Annotated in this window: 14 protein-coding genes; 11 read left to right on the forward strand and 3 right to left on the reverse strand. The window is 59.8% G+C overall.

Annotated features, from left to right (window positions below):
• Positions 1–209: 209 nt before the first annotated feature.
• From ACZ47E_RS16275 to ACZ47E_RS16305, 7 genes are all read left to right on the forward strand, one after another.
• Entirely contained in the window at positions 210–1,094 is an 885-nt protein-coding gene (locus ACZ47E_RS16275) for an AraC family transcriptional regulator (protein WP_004438205.1), read from the forward strand.
• A 97-nt stretch (positions 1,095–1,191) separates the two neighbouring features.
• The gene (locus tag ACZ47E_RS16280) at positions 1,192–2,103 is read left to right on the forward strand and encodes an ABC transporter substrate-binding protein (protein WP_464017033.1); all 912 of its coding nucleotides are present in this window, start codon (positions 1,192–1,194) and stop codon (positions 2,101–2,103) included.
• Positions 2,104–2,174: 71 nt separating this feature from the next.
• Positions 2,175–3,677, forward strand: coding sequence for a sugar ABC transporter ATP-binding protein (locus ACZ47E_RS16285; RefSeq protein ID WP_464017034.1), 1,503 nt, complete (start codon positions 2,175–2,177; stop codon positions 3,675–3,677).
• Complete coding sequence (locus ACZ47E_RS16290; RefSeq protein ID WP_004438211.1) at positions 3,667–4,644, forward strand: ABC transporter permease; 978 nt, start codon at positions 3,667–3,669, stop codon at positions 4,642–4,644. Before ACZ47E_RS16285 ends, ACZ47E_RS16290 begins: the two co-directional genes overlap by 11 nt.
• Before the next feature lie 39 nt (positions 4,645–4,683).
• On the forward strand, positions 4,684–5,415 hold the full coding sequence (locus ACZ47E_RS16295; protein ID WP_464017035.1) for an SDR family oxidoreductase: 732 nt from the start codon (positions 4,684–4,686) through the stop codon (positions 5,413–5,415).
• 89 nt (positions 5,416–5,504) lie between these two features.
• Complete coding sequence (locus ACZ47E_RS16300) at positions 5,505–7,115, forward strand: FGGY-family carbohydrate kinase (protein WP_172873734.1); 1,611 nt, start codon at positions 5,505–5,507, stop codon at positions 7,113–7,115.
• Between the two features lie 58 nt (positions 7,116–7,173).
• The gene (locus tag ACZ47E_RS16305; protein WP_464017036.1) at positions 7,174–7,899 is read left to right on the forward strand and encodes an SDR family oxidoreductase; all 726 of its coding nucleotides are present in this window, start codon (positions 7,174–7,176) and stop codon (positions 7,897–7,899) included.
• A 104-nt stretch (positions 7,900–8,003) separates the two neighbouring features.
• On the opposite strand, the gene proP is transcribed toward ACZ47E_RS16305, so the two are convergent.
• Together proP and ACZ47E_RS16315 are read right to left on the reverse strand one after the other, a co-directional pair.
• Positions 8,004–9,524 (reverse strand): glycine betaine/L-proline transporter ProP, encoded by a 1,521-nt coding sequence (gene proP / locus ACZ47E_RS16310; RefSeq protein WP_428191173.1) that lies wholly within the window; start codon positions 9,522–9,524, stop codon positions 8,004–8,006.
• 165 nt (positions 9,525–9,689) lie between these two features.
• Positions 9,690–9,986, reverse strand: coding sequence for a PRC-barrel domain-containing protein (locus tag ACZ47E_RS16315; RefSeq protein ID WP_004438228.1), 297 nt, complete (start codon positions 9,984–9,986; stop codon positions 9,690–9,692).
• 232 nt (positions 9,987–10,218) lie between these two features.
• Between ACZ47E_RS16315 and ACZ47E_RS16320 the strand changes: the two genes are divergently transcribed.
• The 4 genes from ACZ47E_RS16320 (at position 10,219) to ACZ47E_RS16335 (ending at position 15,120) form a co-directional block, all read left to right on the forward strand.
• Complete coding sequence (locus ACZ47E_RS16320) at positions 10,219–11,058, forward strand: inositol monophosphatase family protein (protein ID WP_035208568.1); 840 nt, start codon at positions 10,219–10,221, stop codon at positions 11,056–11,058.
• Between the two features lie 48 nt (positions 11,059–11,106).
• Positions 11,107–11,715 (forward strand): dual specificity protein phosphatase family protein, encoded by a 609-nt coding sequence (locus ACZ47E_RS16325; protein WP_006698666.1) that lies wholly within the window; start codon positions 11,107–11,109, stop codon positions 11,713–11,715.
• On the forward strand, positions 11,709–13,394 hold the full coding sequence (locus tag ACZ47E_RS16330; RefSeq protein WP_464017037.1) for a metallophosphoesterase family protein: 1,686 nt from the start codon (positions 11,709–11,711) through the stop codon (positions 13,392–13,394). The genes ACZ47E_RS16325 and ACZ47E_RS16330 overlap by 7 nt, the downstream gene beginning before the upstream one ends.
• An 82-nt stretch (positions 13,395–13,476) precedes the next feature.
• Positions 13,477–15,120 (forward strand): Na/Pi cotransporter family protein, encoded by a 1,644-nt coding sequence (locus ACZ47E_RS16335; protein WP_077986436.1) that lies wholly within the window; start codon positions 13,477–13,479, stop codon positions 15,118–15,120.
• On the opposite strand, the gene ACZ47E_RS16340 is transcribed toward ACZ47E_RS16335, so the two are convergent.
• A complete protein-coding gene (locus ACZ47E_RS16340) occupies positions 15,117–16,103 on the reverse strand; it encodes a LacI family DNA-binding transcriptional regulator (protein WP_044459769.1) in 987 nt (328 codons plus the stop codon). The two genes, ACZ47E_RS16335 and ACZ47E_RS16340, sit on opposite strands and share 4 nt — an antisense overlap.
• Positions 16,104–16,189 lie beyond the last annotated feature (86 nt).

The raw sequence follows: 16,189 nt of genomic DNA on the forward strand, positions 1-16,189 counted from the left end.
CTCTCCGCAACGTTGACTGTCAATCACGTTGAGGCACTATTCAATTTCTGGCAAAAAACAGTCAAAAAAGTATCGGTAATTTCTCCGGCGTGATGTGGATGTTTAGCCGCGGCCCGCCCTATGCTCCTCATCAACGCCTGGGACGAGCCATAAAGAGGAATGGCTTCGCTTCGCAAATGCGGCGGACGTGACTGATGGGAGGAACCATGATGCAGCCCGATCTGGAACTGGTGCACATCCGCAAGGGCGAATCTTTCGCTGCCTGGCGGCATGGCTATCCGTTCCGTACCGTGCGCTGGCATTATCATCCCGAATATGAAATTCATCTGGTCGTCGCGACGTCAGGCACCTTCTATATAGGTGATTTCGTCGGCCGTTTCGGCCCCGGTCAGCTCATCATGACCGGCCCCAATCTCCCCCAGAACTGGATCAGCGAGATCGAGCCGGACGAAATCGTGCCGACCCGTTCCCTCGTGATCCAGTTTCCGGAGAGCTTTATCGAGGATGCCTGCGCCTCCATGTCCGAGATGGAAGTGGTGCGCGGCCTGCTGGACCGCAGCCGTCGCGGTATTCTCTTTGACGACGAGACGAGCGATCGGGTCCGCCCGCTGATCCTTCGGCTTATCGAGGCGCAGGGCCTGACGCGTCTGGCACTTTTCTGGGAAATTCTCGATCTCTTGGTCAATGCGCCGACATCCGAGGTGCTGGCGAGCCTCAGCTACGAACTGGATCTGACCGGGATTGGCGACAGCGGCATCAATCGCGCCCTCTCTCATCTGCGCGAGCATCTGACCGAACAGGTGGAGGAAATCGATCTCGCCGACATGGTGGGCCAGAGCCCGAGCGCCTTCTCCCGGGCCTTCAAGCGTCATACCGGCACGACGCTGGTGCGCTATCGCAATCAGTTAAGGATCGATCTTGCCTGCCAGATGTTGCTGGCGGATCAGGATGTGAAGGTGGCCGAGGTCTGCTACGATGTTGGCTTTTCCAATCTTTCCAATTTCAACCGGCATTTCCTGAAACTCAAGGGAATGTCACCGTCGAGGTTCCGAACCATTTTTGCGGCCCAGAAGGCAGCTGTTATGGCGGAGTAAACCAGCGACACATCGCCGATTTTTACCAATTCGGGCAGAGGTCTGTCCGGAAACGGGCACTTGTTGCCCCAACTTTCCTAATGGGAGGAAGAGTGAGATGAAAATGAAATCCAAGTTTCTGATGGCGACAGCCGTAATTGCAATGATGGCCGCTCCGGCGCTGGCGCAGGAAAAGCTGAAGATCGGCATGACCTTCCAGGAGCTGAACAACCCCTATTTCGTGTCGATGCAGGAAGCGCTGAAGGAAGCTGCGGCAAGCATCGGCGCTGACGTTGTCGTGACCGATGCCGGCCACGATGTGGCAAAGCAGATTTCCGACGTTGAAGATATGCTTCAGCAGAAGATCGACATTCTGCTTCTCAACCCAACCGACAGCGCCGGCATCGAAGCCGCCGTGCACGCTGCCAAGGCTGCCGGCGCAATCGTCGTTGCGGTTGACGCCAACGCCAATGGCCCGGTCGATACCTTCGTCGGCTCGAAGAACCGTGACGCGGGCTACAAGTCGTGCAAGCATCTCGGTGACGCGCTCGGCGGCAAGGGTGAAGTCGCGATCCTCGACGGTATCCCGGTCGTGCCGATCCTTCAGCGCGTCGAAGGTTGCAAGGCCGCACTCGCCGAATTCCCCGAGATCAAGCTGGTCGATACACAGAACGGCCGTCAGGACCGCTCCGTCGCTCTGGGCGTCGTTGAAAACATGATCCAGTCGCGTCCGAACCTCGCCGGCATCTTTTCGGTGAATGATGGCGGTGCGATGGGCGCTCTGGCTGCTATTCAGGGTTCCGGCAAGGACATCAAGCTGACCTCGGTCGACGGTGCTCCGGAAGCTGTGAAGGCGATTGCCGAGGGTGGTCCTTTCATCGAAACCACCGCGCAGTTCCCGCGTGACCAGGTGCGTGTCGGCCTTGCCATGGCGCTCGCCCAGAAGTGGGGCGCTCGCGTCGTGCCGAAGGAAGTCCCGATCGACGTTATGGTCGTCGACAGCAAGAACGCCGGCGAGTTCAGCTGGTAAGAACTCCTCCCAGGCCCCGTCCCCGCTTTATGCGGGGGCGGGGTTAAATCCCGACCATTGAGGAGGGTGAAATGCTGGAACTGAATGGAATAAGAAAAAGCTTTGGCAAGATCGAAGTCCTGCGTGGCGTCGACCTTGAGGCGCGCGCCGGCGAGGTGCATGCGCTTCTGGGCGAAAACGGCGCCGGCAAGTCGACTCTGATGAAGATCCTGAGCGGCATCCTGCAGCCCTCGGAAGGAACGATCCGCATTGACGGCAAGGATCGCCGCTTCGCCAATTACGATGAGGCGATTGCCGCCGGTGTCGGCATCGTGTTTCAGGAATTCAGCCTGATCCCTTATCTCAACGCCGTTGAAAACATGTTCCTTGCCCGCGAAATACGCGGGCCGCTGCGCCTTCTGAACAAGGGCGCGATGCGCAAGCGCGCAGCCGAAATCATGGGCCGGCTCGCCGTGGATGTTCCGCTTGACGTCCCGGTGCACCGCCTTTCCGTCGCCCAGCAGCAATTTGTCGAAATCGCCAAGGCCTTGTCACTGGATGCCCGCATTCTCGTGCTCGACGAGCCGACCGCCACGTTGACGCCTTCCGAGACCGAACATCTGTTCAAGGTCATGCGCGAACTGCGACGTCAGGGTGTCGCGATCATCTTCATTTCGCACCACCTCGAGGAAATATTCGAGATCTGCGACCGCATCACCGTCCTGCGCGATGGAGAACTGATCGGCTCCTGCCTGACCTCCGAAGTCGATAACGATCGCCTGGTGGAGATGATGGTCGGCCGGCGCATCGAGGCCAGCTTCCCGCCCAAGCCGCAACTCGATCCTTCCGCCGCGAAGGTGATCGAAGTCGAGGAGCTGCAACTGAAGAAGGGCGGCCCGGTCTCGCGTTTCGCGCTGCGCAAGGGCGAAATTCTTGGTTTTGCCGGGCTCGTTGGCTCAGGCCGCACGGAAACAGTTCTCGCCATGCTCGGCGCGCATTCCGCGCCGCGCCGCAAGATCAAGCTCGATGGCGTCGATACGCGTTTGTCCGGCCCCGATGATGCGCTGATGCGAGGCATCGGCCTGCTGCCGGAAAGCCGCAAGGAGGAAGGACTGATCACCAGCTTCTCCATCCTGCAGAACATCTCGCTCAACAATTACGGCAAATACCGCAAGGCGCACTGGTTCCTCGATCTCAAGAAGGAACTGGAGTACACGACAAAGGCCATGGCGCAGGTGCAGGTGAAGGCACAAGGGCCTTACGCCCGCGTCGACACGCTGTCCGGCGGCAACCAGCAGAAGATCGTTATCGCGCGCTGGCTGAACCACGACATGCGCGTGCTGATCTTCGATGAGCCGACACGTGGCATCGATGTCGGAGCGAAGGCAGAAATCTATTCGATGATGCGCGAATTTGCTGCCAGGGGCCATTCGATCATCATGATCTCCTCGGAACTGCCGGAAGTCATCGGCATGTCCGACAGGGTCTGCGTCTTCCGGTCCGGCGGCATCGTTGCCACGGTCGAGGGAGACGACATCAATTCAGAAACAATAATGACAAACGCCACCACCGGGAGAGTTGAACATGTCGCTTGATGCAAACACCGGCGTTGCCGCGAAAACGGGCGGTTTCAGTCTCAGTGCCATGCTGCGCTCGCCGCTCGCCCTGCCGCTGGCGGGTCTGATTGTCGTATCCATCCTGATGGGGCTTGCGAGCGACAATTTCTTCAGCCTCAACAACATCATGAACGTGTTGCGGCAGGTTTCCGTCGTTGGCATTCTGGCCGTCGGCATGACTTTCGTCATTCTGACCGGCGGTATCGACCTGTCGGTCGGCGCTGTCATGGCGCTTATCGGAACGCTTTCCGCTGGCCTGATGGTGAACACCGGCCTCTCGCCTGCAATAGCCCTGCCGGCCGGCCTGTTCATCGGTCTCGGCATCGGTATCTTCAACGGAGCGCTTGTCGCCTGGGGCAAGATGCCCGCCATCATCGTCACACTCGCCACCATGGGCATGGCCCGTGGCCTTGGCCTTATCTATTCCGGCGGCTACCCCGTCAGCGGTATTCCGAGCTGGATTTCCTGGTTCGGTGTCGGCCGTATCGGTGTGGTTCCCGTCCCAGTCGTCATCATGGTGGTGATCTACGCCATCGCCTGGGTGCTGTTGCAGCGCACCGCTTTCGGCCGCCACGTCTATGCGCTCGGTGGAAACGAACTGGCAGCCCGTCTTTCGGGCGTGAAGACACAGCGCGTCAAGCTTGCCGTCTATGGCATCTCCGGCGTCACGGCAGCATTTGCGGCACTGATCCTCACCGGCCGCCTGATGAGCGGTCAGCCCAATGCCGGTGTCGGCTTCGAACTCGATGCCATCGCGGCCGTTGTTCTTGGAGGCACGGCGATTGCCGGCGGCAGGGGCCTCATTCTCGGCACGCTCATCGGCGCGGTGCTGCTCGGCATTCTCAATAACGGCCTCAACCTGATGGGCATCAACCCCTATCTGCAGGATGTCATCAAGGGCGGCATCATCCTGCTGGCCATCTATATCGGACGGGAATGGCGCTGAGCCGGCCCGGAAATATCTTCATAAACGCAGGAGAATTAAATGTCTGAATCGCTGCAAGGCAAGATTGCGGTCATCACCGGCGCCGCATCCGGCATCGGGCTTGCCACCACAGAAGCGCTGTTGGAACAGGGCGCGACCGTGGTCATGGTGGACTGGAACGAGAAGGCTCTCAATGATCTGGTTGCCAAGCTTGGCGACCGCGCCATCCCGCAGGTCAGCAATCTGCTCGATGCCGACAGCTGCAACGCAATGATCCCTGAGATCCTCAAGAAGGTCGATCATATCGACATTCTCTATTGCAATGCCGGCACCTATATCGGCGGCGATCTCACCGAGACGACGCCGGAAGCCATCGACAAGATGCTCAATCTCAACGTCAACGCCGTCATGAAGAATGTTCATGCCGTCGTACCGCACATGTCGGAGCGCAAGACCGGCGATATCATTGTCACCTGCTCTATCGCCGGTCACTTCCCGACCTATTGGGAGCCGGTCTATTCCGGCTCGAAATGGGCGATCACCAGCTTCGTGCAGGGCATGCGCCGCCAGATGATCCCGCACGGCGTGCGCGTTGCGCAGGTCTCCCCCGGCCCGGTCGTTTCCGCACTGCTGGCCGATTGGCCGGAGGAAAACCTCCGAAAGGCCAAGGAATCGGGCAGCCTCATCGATGCGAGCGAAGTGGCCGATGCCGTTGTCTACATGCTGACACGCAAGCGCACCGTTACCATCCGCGACATGCTGGTCTTGCCGACCAACTTCGACCGCGTTTAAAAACGTCTGGAGCGGCGGGAAAACCGGAAACGGTTCCGCCGCTCAAATCTGTTCAAGTACCGGATCATCCGCTCCGAGGAGTATCACAAATGGCTTCCTATCTCGTTGGTGTCGATGTCGGGACCGGCTCGGCGCGGGCCGGTGTCTTCGACGTCTCGGGCAAGCTTCTCGCCACCGCCAAGCGTCCGATCAGCATGCATCGCGAAGATGGCGGCATTGCCGAGCAATCGAGCGCGGAAGTGTGGCAGGCGGTTTGCGACAGCGTCCGGGAGAGCGTCTCACGCGCTGGTATCGATCCTGTCGAAGTTGCCGGCATCGGTTTCGATGCCACCTGCTCACTCGTCGTTCGCGGGCCGGACGATGAGACCCTGCCGGTTGGCGCTGCCGATCATCCCGAACGCGATATCATCGTCTGGATGGATCACCGTGCCGTTGAACAGGCAGAGCGCATCAATGCCGGAGAACATGCGGTTCTCAAATATGTCGGTGGCCGCATCTCTCCCGAAATGCAGACGCCGAAGCTTTTGTGGCTTCGGGAAAATCGACCGGATGTCTATGCCCGTGCCGAACACTTCTTTGACCTGACGGATTTTCTCACTTGGAAAGCCTCCGGTGCACTTGATCGATCCGCCTGCACGGTCACCTGCAAATGGACCTATCTCGCCCATGAAAACCGCTGGGATTCGGAATATTTCAACAATATTGGCCTTGGCGATCTGGCGGAACAGGGCTTCCGCCGCATCGGTGAAAGTGTCGTCCATCCGGGCACGGCGCTCGGCTCCGGTCTGACGGAAGACGCCGCAAAGGCGATGGGGCTGGTCGCAGGCACCGCCGTTGCTGCGGGCCTGATTGATGCCCACGCCGGCGGCGTCGGTACGGTTGCTGCGGGAGGCGATGCTTCGAAATGCCTTGGTTATGTTTTCGGGACCTCGTCCTGTACCATGACGACGACAGCCGAACCCGCTTTCGTGCCTGGCGTCTGGGGGCCTTATTACTCGGCCATGGTTCCCGGTGCGTGGCTGAATGAAGGCGGCCAGTCTGCTGCCGGTGCGGCCATCGATTATCTGGTTCAGCTACATCCGGCAGCCCCCGAAGCGAAGGTGCTTGCCGAGAAGGATGGCAAAGCCTTACCGGTCTGGCTTGCCGACCGCGCCCTCGGCCTCGCCGAATCCGCTTCCGCCGCAGCAAAGCTTGCAGAGGATTTTCATGTGGTGCCGGAATTTCTCGGCAACCGTGCACCCTTCGCCGATCCCCATGCCCGCGCGGTGGTTGCCGGGTATGGCATGGAAACCGGCGTGGATTCCCTTGTCGCGCTTTATGTGGCCGGGCTTCTCGGCCTTGGTTACGGGCTTCGTCAGATCATCGAAACGCAGGCCCGCAACGGCGCGCCGGTGGAAACCATCAGTGTCAGCGGCGGTGCGGGTGCCCACCCGCTTGCACGGCAGTTGCTGGCCGATGCGACCGGGCTTCCCGTCGAATTAACCGAATGCGAGGAGCCGGTGCTTCTTGGTTCCGCCATGTTGGGCGCCGTCGCCGCAGGGACTTATCCGGACCTGATGGCGGCGATGCCGGCGATGTCGCGTATTGGCAGCAGTGCAACGCCCGATCCTGGTTTCCAGAGGGTTCACCAAGCGCGTTACGACGCGTTTCTGACGCTGCAGAATGCGGCCCGCGCCATTCGTTCCGCTAGCCATTCCTGAGCGCCGTCAAAATAACTTAGATCATCCGGCCGCATTGGCCGCAAATAACGAGGATTCCATGCAGTTTTCCGGAAAATCCGTCATCATCACCGGCGCAGGCAAAGGCATCGGCCGCGCCTGCGCGCAGCTGATGGCCGCACGTGGTGCGGAGGTCGTGGCGATCAGCCGCACGCAGTCCGATCTCGACAGCCTCAGAAGCGAAATCGGCGGCCGCTCGATCCGTGCCGATCTTGCCGACGTCGCCGCCACCCGCGCCGCCATGGCCGAAGCCGGCACCTGCGATTTCCTGATCAACAGCGCCGGCATCAATGTGCTGGAAAGTGTGCTTGACATGAGCGATGCAGGCTACGAGGCCGTGCTGGGCATCAATCTGCGCGCAGCCATCGTCACCTGCCAGGAATTTGCCCGCGCCCGTGTTGCAAGGGGGGGCGGCGGCGCCATCGTCAACATCACCTCGATTGCAGGGCATCGCGGCTTTCAGGATCACCTGTGTTATGCGGCGTCCAAGGCCGGGCTTGAGGGCGCAACCCGCGTGCTCGCCAAGGAACTTGGCCCGCATGGTATTCGCGTCAATGCCGTCGCGCCCACCATCACACTCACTGAACTGGCTGCGGAAGCGTGGAACGATCCGGTCAAAAGCCAGCCTATGATGGTGCGTCATCCTCTCAACCGCTTCGCAGAAGCGGAAGAGGTGGCGCAGAGCATCGCGCTGCTGCTTTCCGATGACAGCAAGATGATTTCCGGCGCCATATTGCCAGTGGACGGTGGCTTCCTCGCCGTTTGAGCGAAACAACAGCTGCTCTCGGCGCAGGCCGATTGAAACCTGAAAAAATCGATGCGCGGGGTGCGATACGCATTGCCCGCGCATTTCATCTATGGCGGATGGAGTTAGTTCAGGTCCGGGTGCCGGCCGACGAGCTGACTGCGTTTCGCCTGCAGAATTTCTTTCTGCTGTTCCAGTTTGAGAAGCTCCTCGTCAATCTCTTCAACGCTTTTTTCGATGTGCAGATATTGCGCGGCGAGAAGCGATTTTGCCTCCTTGCGGCTGGAGGCGTTGGGCGTATCGCCATAGAGAGGCCGGTTCGCCGTCTCTTTCAGGAAGAAAGTGGTGACAATGCCGAAGACAGCGGCGACCATGAGGTAATAGGCCGGCATATAGATGTTGTCGGTCGCTTCCACCAGCCAGGCCGTGGCCGTTGGAGTCAGGCCGGCGACGATGATCGAGATGTTGAACGCGATCGCCAGGGCGCTATAGCGTATGCGCGCCGGGAACAGAGCGGGCAAGGTCGAGGCCATGATTCCGATCAGGCAGTTCAGCGCGACGGCAAGAATAAGCAAGCCGAAGAAAATCTGGACCACCTGCCCGCTGGCGATGAGATGGAAAGCCGGTAGCGAGAGAAAAAAGATCGCCGTGCTGCCGACAGCGAGGAAAGGTTTGCGGCCTATCCGGTCGCTCAAAAGCCCGATGGCCGGCTGGACGAACAGCATACCCACCATGACGGCGATGATGATGAGGACGCCGTGATCCTCGCTGTAATTCAGCGTCTTTGACAGATATGTGGGCATGTAAGTCAGCAGCATGTAGTAGGTGACATTGGTGACGAGAACCATGCCGATGCAGATTGCCAGCGAACGGAGATGTTTGCTGGTGATCTCCGCGATGGGGACCATGGGCCGTTCCTTCAGCGACTGACGGTCCTCCTCTTCAGCGCGGTGAAGGCGTTCGGTGAAAGCCGGCGTCTCCTCCGCGGCGTGGCGAAGATAAAGGCCGATCAGTCCGAGCGGAGCGGCAAGGAAGAACGGAATGCGCCAGCCCCAGTCAAGAAATTTCGCCTCGCCCATGGCGGTGCTGAGCAGCACCACCAGCCCCGCGCCAAGCACAAAACCGGCAATCGAGCCGAAATCGAGCCAGCTGCCGAGATAACCGCGTTTTCGGTCGGGCGCATATTCCGCCACGAAGATGGCCGCACCGGTATATTCTCCGCCCACGGAAAAGCCCTGAACGAGCTTGCAGAGCAGCAAAAGGATAGGGGCCCAGATGCCGATGGTCGCATAACCCGGAATGAGGCCAATGCAGAAGGTGCTGGCGGCCATGATGATAATGGTGAGAGAGAGGACCTTCTGCCGCCCGAACCTGTCGCCCATCGCCCCGAAGAAAACGCCACCTAGCGGACGAATGAGAAACGGCACCGAAAATGTCGCAAGTGCCGCCACTGTCTGAACGGCGGGGGCAGCGTCCGGAAAGAAGACCTTGCCAACGGCGTAAGCGACAAAGCCGTAAACACCGAAATCGAACCACTCCATGGCATTTCCGAGGGCGGCTGCCGTCACGGCTTTTTTGACCTTCTCGTCATCGATGACGGTCACGTCGTCAATGCTCAGCGGGCTGGCCTGAATCTGACTGTTCAATTGTTGTCCCCTTGAATGCCTTGCAACCATTTATTGCGCGACGTGAAAATGCGTGACATGCGCATGTGTTCCATTTGCAGGCGGAAGCGGTGCGGGGGCGGGGTGTGCCCCAATAAACGAACGCCCGGCAATGGCCGGGCGCTTCTGAGATCTGGTGGGATTTATTCAGTGACGATGCTCGGGCATGTCCTTCAACTGATCCTTAGTCCATGAGGTCACTGCGTGGACATCGCCGTCCTCATCGCGCATGAAGTCAAGGTCGCTGAGCGGAACTGCGACGGGCTTTGCGCCGATGCCGAGAAAGCCGCCGACATCGATGATCGCCGTGCTGCCGGCGCCGACGCCGTGTACGTGGTCAACCTTCCCAACCTTGTGGTCATCGGCGCCATAGACGGTCGCGCCTTCTAGAACCGACGGCGTCAGTTCGGTTTCAACCAGACGTACGTGATTGCTATGATCCATTTTTTCCTCCTGTCGTGGTTTACAGGAACGAAACTCCCGCGTTGCAAAACCGTTCCATTGGCTGTTGGTCGCAGTCATTGCGCTGCCTTGCGAACAGACCTGCAAGCTTCCGGAATGAATATGCCGATACTTTGTCATTCGATAATCATGTTTGACCGAGAAAACCCTCTTGAAATTAATGAACGCGTGTGCAATATGAACACGCGTTCACTCGAAAGAAATGGTTTTGCGCATGGACTCGATGCCCTATCCGGATACATTGGCAGCTCGCGCTGAACTGTGCCGCAGCGTTATTTTATCCGCCGGCGAACTGGTGCTCAAAGGTTTTCAGGGTGAGGCGACACGAAGCTTCTCCATGAAGGGGCCGCAGGATTTTCTGACTGTGACCGATGCGGCTTCCGAGGCGCATATTCGCGGGGCGATCTCGGCTTGTTTCCCAGACGATAGTTTCTTTGGTGAAGAAGGCGGCGGTGAGATCGGCGATCGGGTGTGGGTCGTCGATCCCGTTGACGGCACCGCGAATTTCGCGCGTGGCATCCCGCATTTCTGCATCTCCATTGCTTATGTCGAGAAGGGGCGAACGGAAATCGGCGCGATCTATAATCCTGCGCTTGACGAGCTTTATTTCGCGCGTCGCGGTGAAGGAGCAACGCGCAACGGGCAGCCGATTCAAACCGCGGAAACGACGCGCTTTGATGCGTCATCGATCGAGATGGGCTGGTCGACCCGGGTCGCGAATTCCACATATCTCGATATCGTCAGGAACCTGCTCGATATGGGCAGCAATGTTCGTCGTGCAGGCTCTGGAGCGCTGGCGCTTGCCTATGTGGCCGACGGTCGTTCCGACGCCTATCTCGAATTGCATATGAATTCATGGGATTGTCTTGCAGGCTTGCTACTCGTCAGCGAAGCTGGCGGCGATGTCTGCCCATTTCTGGAGATTGGCAGTCTTAGGGACGGCGGGCCTGTTCTGGCTGCGGCCCGCGGTGTTGCCAGAGGCGTCAGCCAGGCAGCGAATATACCCCTTGCCGAAAGGACGCCGTCGGACCGGCAGCGCGCCGCCTCGGCCTGATTTCAGGCGAACACCTCTTCGGGGTGTTCGCGCATGTGGAGGAATGAAATGGATGGACCCGTTTATGCCCGCCCGGCAATCAGCCTGATTGCGGAAGGGCTCGGTCCGCATAATGCCGCCCTTTACATCGGCGGCAGCGATGGTGCTGGCGACCGGGAGCTTCTGCGCCGGCACGGCATTACGACCGTCGTTAATTGCGCCGTCAATCTTGATATCAATCTCGTGCAGACGATGGCCGAAGAAGGCGACCGGCGGGCTGTGGGTTATGGTGACATCCGCTATTACAAGCTTGGCCTGATCGACGGCGATGGCAGCCCTGACACCATGATGCTGGGCGCTTATTACATACTCGATGGCGCACTTCGCCAGACCATGCCGAAGCGGGAGACTTATCCCTTTGTCGATGGCGGCAATGTGCTTGTCAACTGCCGCAGCGGCCGCAGCCGTTCCGTCTCGCTGGTGGCGCTTTTCCTGCACAAGCAGCAGCCCGACCTCTATCCGACCCTCGACGATGCGCTGGCCGTGATCCGCACGAAACGGGAATTGCGGCCTGACGAATGGTTCGAGACGCCGAAACCGATGCTTTATGCCGCCGCCCGCCGCGCTTCCGAATGGATCGACTTGGTTGAGGGCAGAAAGATCGCGCAATCATGCTGACACATATGCTGCCTTCCGTTGCCGTCATTGCCGATGCGCATTTTCATGATACTTCAGCGGATTTCGGGTTTCCCGGCATCGAAATCGAAGGCGAGCGCATCACCATGCGTAGCTGGTCGGAAACGCGTGAATCCACCCGGGTTTTCAACGAGAGCGCGGATGCATTGCATGCGGCGCTGGAAGAGGTGCGCCAGCGTGGCATTCGCCATGTGGTGCTGCTCGGCGATTATACCGATGACGGGCAGCGGGTGACGACTGAAACGCTGAAGGGCATTCTGGAACGCCATCGCGATACCCATGGCACCGCTTTTTATGCGCTGCCCGGGAACCATGACATTTTCGGTCCTTGCGGCCGAAATCACACCAAGGAATTCCTGACGGAGAACGGCAAAGGCGTCCTGGTTTCCAGCGATGCGCGCCGCACCGGGGAAGGGGTCGTCATAACCGACCGCATGTACTGCGAAGGTTATCCCGCCGGCCTCGATCCGATGGGGGCTTTCGGTTATTTCCGCCAGCCGGATTATCTGCATTGGGAGACGCCCTTCGGCGCGTCCGACGCGCCGGAAGACCGGCTCTACGACGTGCGCTCTCCCGATGGGCGGAATGTCTATCGCTTGATGGACGCCTCCTATCTTGTCGAGCCGGAAGAGGGCCTCTGGCTCCTGATGATCGATGCGAATATTTTCGAGCCGCGCGACGGTGTCTTTCAGCGAGGTGAGGAAGCCGCCTTTACCGACAGCACTTCGGGTGGCTGGAACGCGCTCCTGCGTTGCAAGCCCTTCATCATTGACTGGATTGCCCACGTGCGCCACAGGGCGGAGCTGCTCGGCAAGACCTTGCTGGGCTTTTCCCATTATCCGGTGCTCGATCCCTTCGACGGAGCAAGCCGTGCCGAAGGTGCCCTGTTCGGTGAAACCAATGTCGTGCGCCGTACGCCACGCAAAGCGGTGGAAGACGCGCTGGTACGGGCTGGGTTAACCGTCCATTTCAGCGGGCACCTGCATGTCGAGGGCGTGACGCAGGGTGGGAAGGGTGATAGGTCGCTCACCAATATTGCCGTCCCTTCGCTCGTCGCCTTTCCTCCCGGATTCAAGGTCATCCATCCAGCCCGGCAGGACATCAGCGTGGAAACGGTGGAAATGACCGCTCTGCCGGTCAATGACCGTATTTGCCAGGGTTACGCGCAGGAGTCGGTACTGGCAGGTGAAGAGGACGACCCGTCTTTTGCAGCCGGTGATTATGGTGGGTTCCTGCTTGGCCACAAGCGGGCGCTGATCAGACATCGCTATTTCAGCAAGGAATGGCCGGCAGAGATCGTTGCGGCAATCTCCGACAAAACCGTGCAGGAGGTTCTCCTCCTGCTTGGGCAGGATGGCCACGAACTGTCTGATGGACTTGCGCTGTCATTCGAATTGCCCATGTTCGAGCTGATTGCCGACTGGTATTGCCTGCGACAGGCGGCGGGTCTAGCCCTGCCGCATATCCCGCATGAGCGGCTCTGTCTCTATCGGAAATTGGCGCAGCGTTTCGGCCGCGCGCCGGATCGTCACGACCGGTCCGTCAGGAGTTTTATCGAAATCTTCCTCGGAGCGCTCGGCCTGTTTCTTGAGCGTGCAGAAAGCAGCCCGCGTGACATTACGCTTCGGCTCGGGTCGCAGCGTGACCGCGTTGCAGTTTGATCCGACGATTTGCGGAAGGGGCGGTCTATCATGGCTGGGTTGATTGCTGTCCGACCACCGGGACGGCAGGCGGGGTGATTGAATGGAATCGGTCGTTGTCGGCATCAACCTGTTCGGCGCCGTGGCTTTGCTGCTTTTCGGGCTTGCGCAGATAAAGGATGGCATGTCACGCGCCTTTGGTGCGAGGCTCCGCATCGGTCTGGCCGCCGGCACGCGCGGCCAGTATCGCTCCTTCTTCGCTGGTCTCGTGGCGACAATCGCCTTGCAGAGTTCCACTGCCACCGCGCTGATGGTCGCCTCTTTCGTCGAGAAGGACCTCATCGCGCCGGCCATGGCGCAGATCGTCCTGCTCGGCGCCAATGTCGGAACTGCGATGACGGCGTGGATTGTCGCTCTCGGGCTTGGCTGGCTGTCACCGTTGCTCATCCTTGCCGGTGTCATCCTGTCGCGTGGCAAATCGGTGCAGCGGCAGGGAGGCGGGGCGGCGGTGGCAGGTGTCGGTCTCATGCTGCTGTCCCTTCATCTTCTCTCGGCTGCAACTGATCCCATCAGGCAGTCGCCAGCACTGGGTCTCTTTATCGGCATGCTCGGTGATGCCTGGCCTGTGGCGCTGATCTTCTCCGCCGTCCTTGCTGTTCTTGCCTCCTCCAGTCTCGCCATCGTCGTTCTGATCCTGTCACTTGCCGCCAGCGGCGGCATGGAAACGAGCCTCGTGATCGTTCTGGTGCTCGGCGCCAATCTCGGTGGCGCGGTGCCGCCGGTACTGGCGACGCTGAAAGCCCCGATCGCGGCACGCCGGGTGACGGTGGGAAATCTCGTCGTCAGGGCCATCGGCTGCCTCGCTGCGCTGCCGCTCGCCGGATATGCCGCGGCCCTGCTGGACATGTCACCCTTTTCGCATGCGAATCTTGCTGTGGATGCGCATCTCGCCTTCAATTTTGCTGTTGCCGCCTTCGCGTGGCCGCTCTCGCCAGTGCTTCTGCGAGTAACGACGATGCTGCTGCCAGACAGAGAGAGCACCGAAAACAATCACAGCTATCTCGACAGTCACGATCTCGATCAACCGGTTGCGGCGCTTGCCGGCGCAAGCCGCGAGGTGCTGCTGGTCGGCGACCTGATCGAGCTTATGCTGCGGCAGGCGAGTGAGGCCATGCGGGACAGCGATGCCGCAAAACTCAACGATATCAGTAGCCTGGAGGGCCGGGTCGACCGCCTGCAGCATGAAATCAAGGTTTATGTCTCGAAGGTCGGACAGAATGGCCTGGCCCGCAAGGACCAGCGCCGTGCGATGGATATTGTCGAATATGCCATCAATCTCGAACATATCGGCGATATCATCGAAAAAGGCATCCGTCCGGAGATCGCCAAGAAGATCGATCTCGGCCTCCGCTTTTCCGATGATGGGAAAAGTGAACTTGAGCGTCTTTTTGCCGTCACGCTCGATAATATCCGCATGGCACAGTCCGTTTTCGCCACTCGCAACGCCGATCTTGCCCGTCGGCTGGTGGAAGTGAAGGAAGATGTGCGGCGGCTGGAAAAACAATCGTCGGAAAGCCATCTCCAGCGCCTGCGCGACGGCCGGGTTGACAGCATTCAGACCAGTTCGGTGCATCTGGACATGTTGCGCGATCTCAAGCGCATCAACGCCCATCTTGCAGCCGTCGCCCACCCGATCCTCGATGAGAGCGGGCTGCTGATCGAAAGCCGGATCCGGCAGGCGGGTTAGCGTGCGGTAATGCGCTCCACCATGGAAACGGGCACGACCTGGAGCCGCGTTTCCGGCTCGTCGCTGTCAAGAGCGGTCAGGACCTTCTCCGTCAACGCGTCGAAGGACTGGGCAACGGTCGTCAGCTGGTAGCTTTTCCAGCCCGCCTGCGGAATGTCGTCGAAGCCGACGATCGAAATGTCTTCCGGCACCCGGCGGCCCATTTCAAGACGCGCGGCGTCCATGAAGCCGAGCGCGAGCAGATCGGTCACGCAGAAGGCGCCATCGATGGACTTGTCCGCCAGCAATTCGCAGCCGGCCTGATAGCCGCTGTCATAGCTGGTCGGACCACCCGACCAAGGCACGACCTCGATACCTTCAACCGTCATGCGCTGGGTGAAGGCACCGGCGCGGCGCAGCTGAGCCGGCGTCTGGCTACCGCTGGAAACGACCGCGACTTTCCTGCATTTCGCCGCCACAAGCCGCATGGCGGCAAGATCGGCGCCATGGGAATCGTCGCTCAACACCATATTCGTGTCGGTGCGATCAAGACGCTGATTGATGAGAATGAGGCGCACGCCATTGGCGATGCATTCATCGACGATCGAAGCCGGCGGTTCGCCGGAAAGGACCACGATGGCCTGCGCGCGGAATTCGAAGAGAAGCTCGATCAGCGGCGCAATGTCCTTGCGGGCATCTGCCGCATTCAGCAACAGGCATTGCAAGCCCCGGCGCAGGAGGCCGATGCTGAGGAGATCGAGCTGTTTTGAAATAAATGGGGAGCTGAGATTGGCACCGACGACCCCGATGAGATTGGAGCGGTCGTTGTTGAGACCCTGCGCCAGACGGTTGACGCGGTAGCCGAGTTCCTGTGCGGCTTTCAGCACCTTGCGCCGGACGGCCTTCGATACGCTGCCGCCGGGTGTGAAGGTACGAGAGACGGCGGAGCGTGAAACCCCGGCCTTTTTCGCCACCTCTTCGGCCGTCACGAACCCTCTTGCCATCCAACTCCCCCGGTTCCGAAATCCAATGCCTGATATCACAGGCTACGGGATGTCGGCTATTCCAATTTCACCAGCACCCGTCACCC

It is taken from the genome of Agrobacterium sp. 5Ca39, assembly GCF_055382365.1.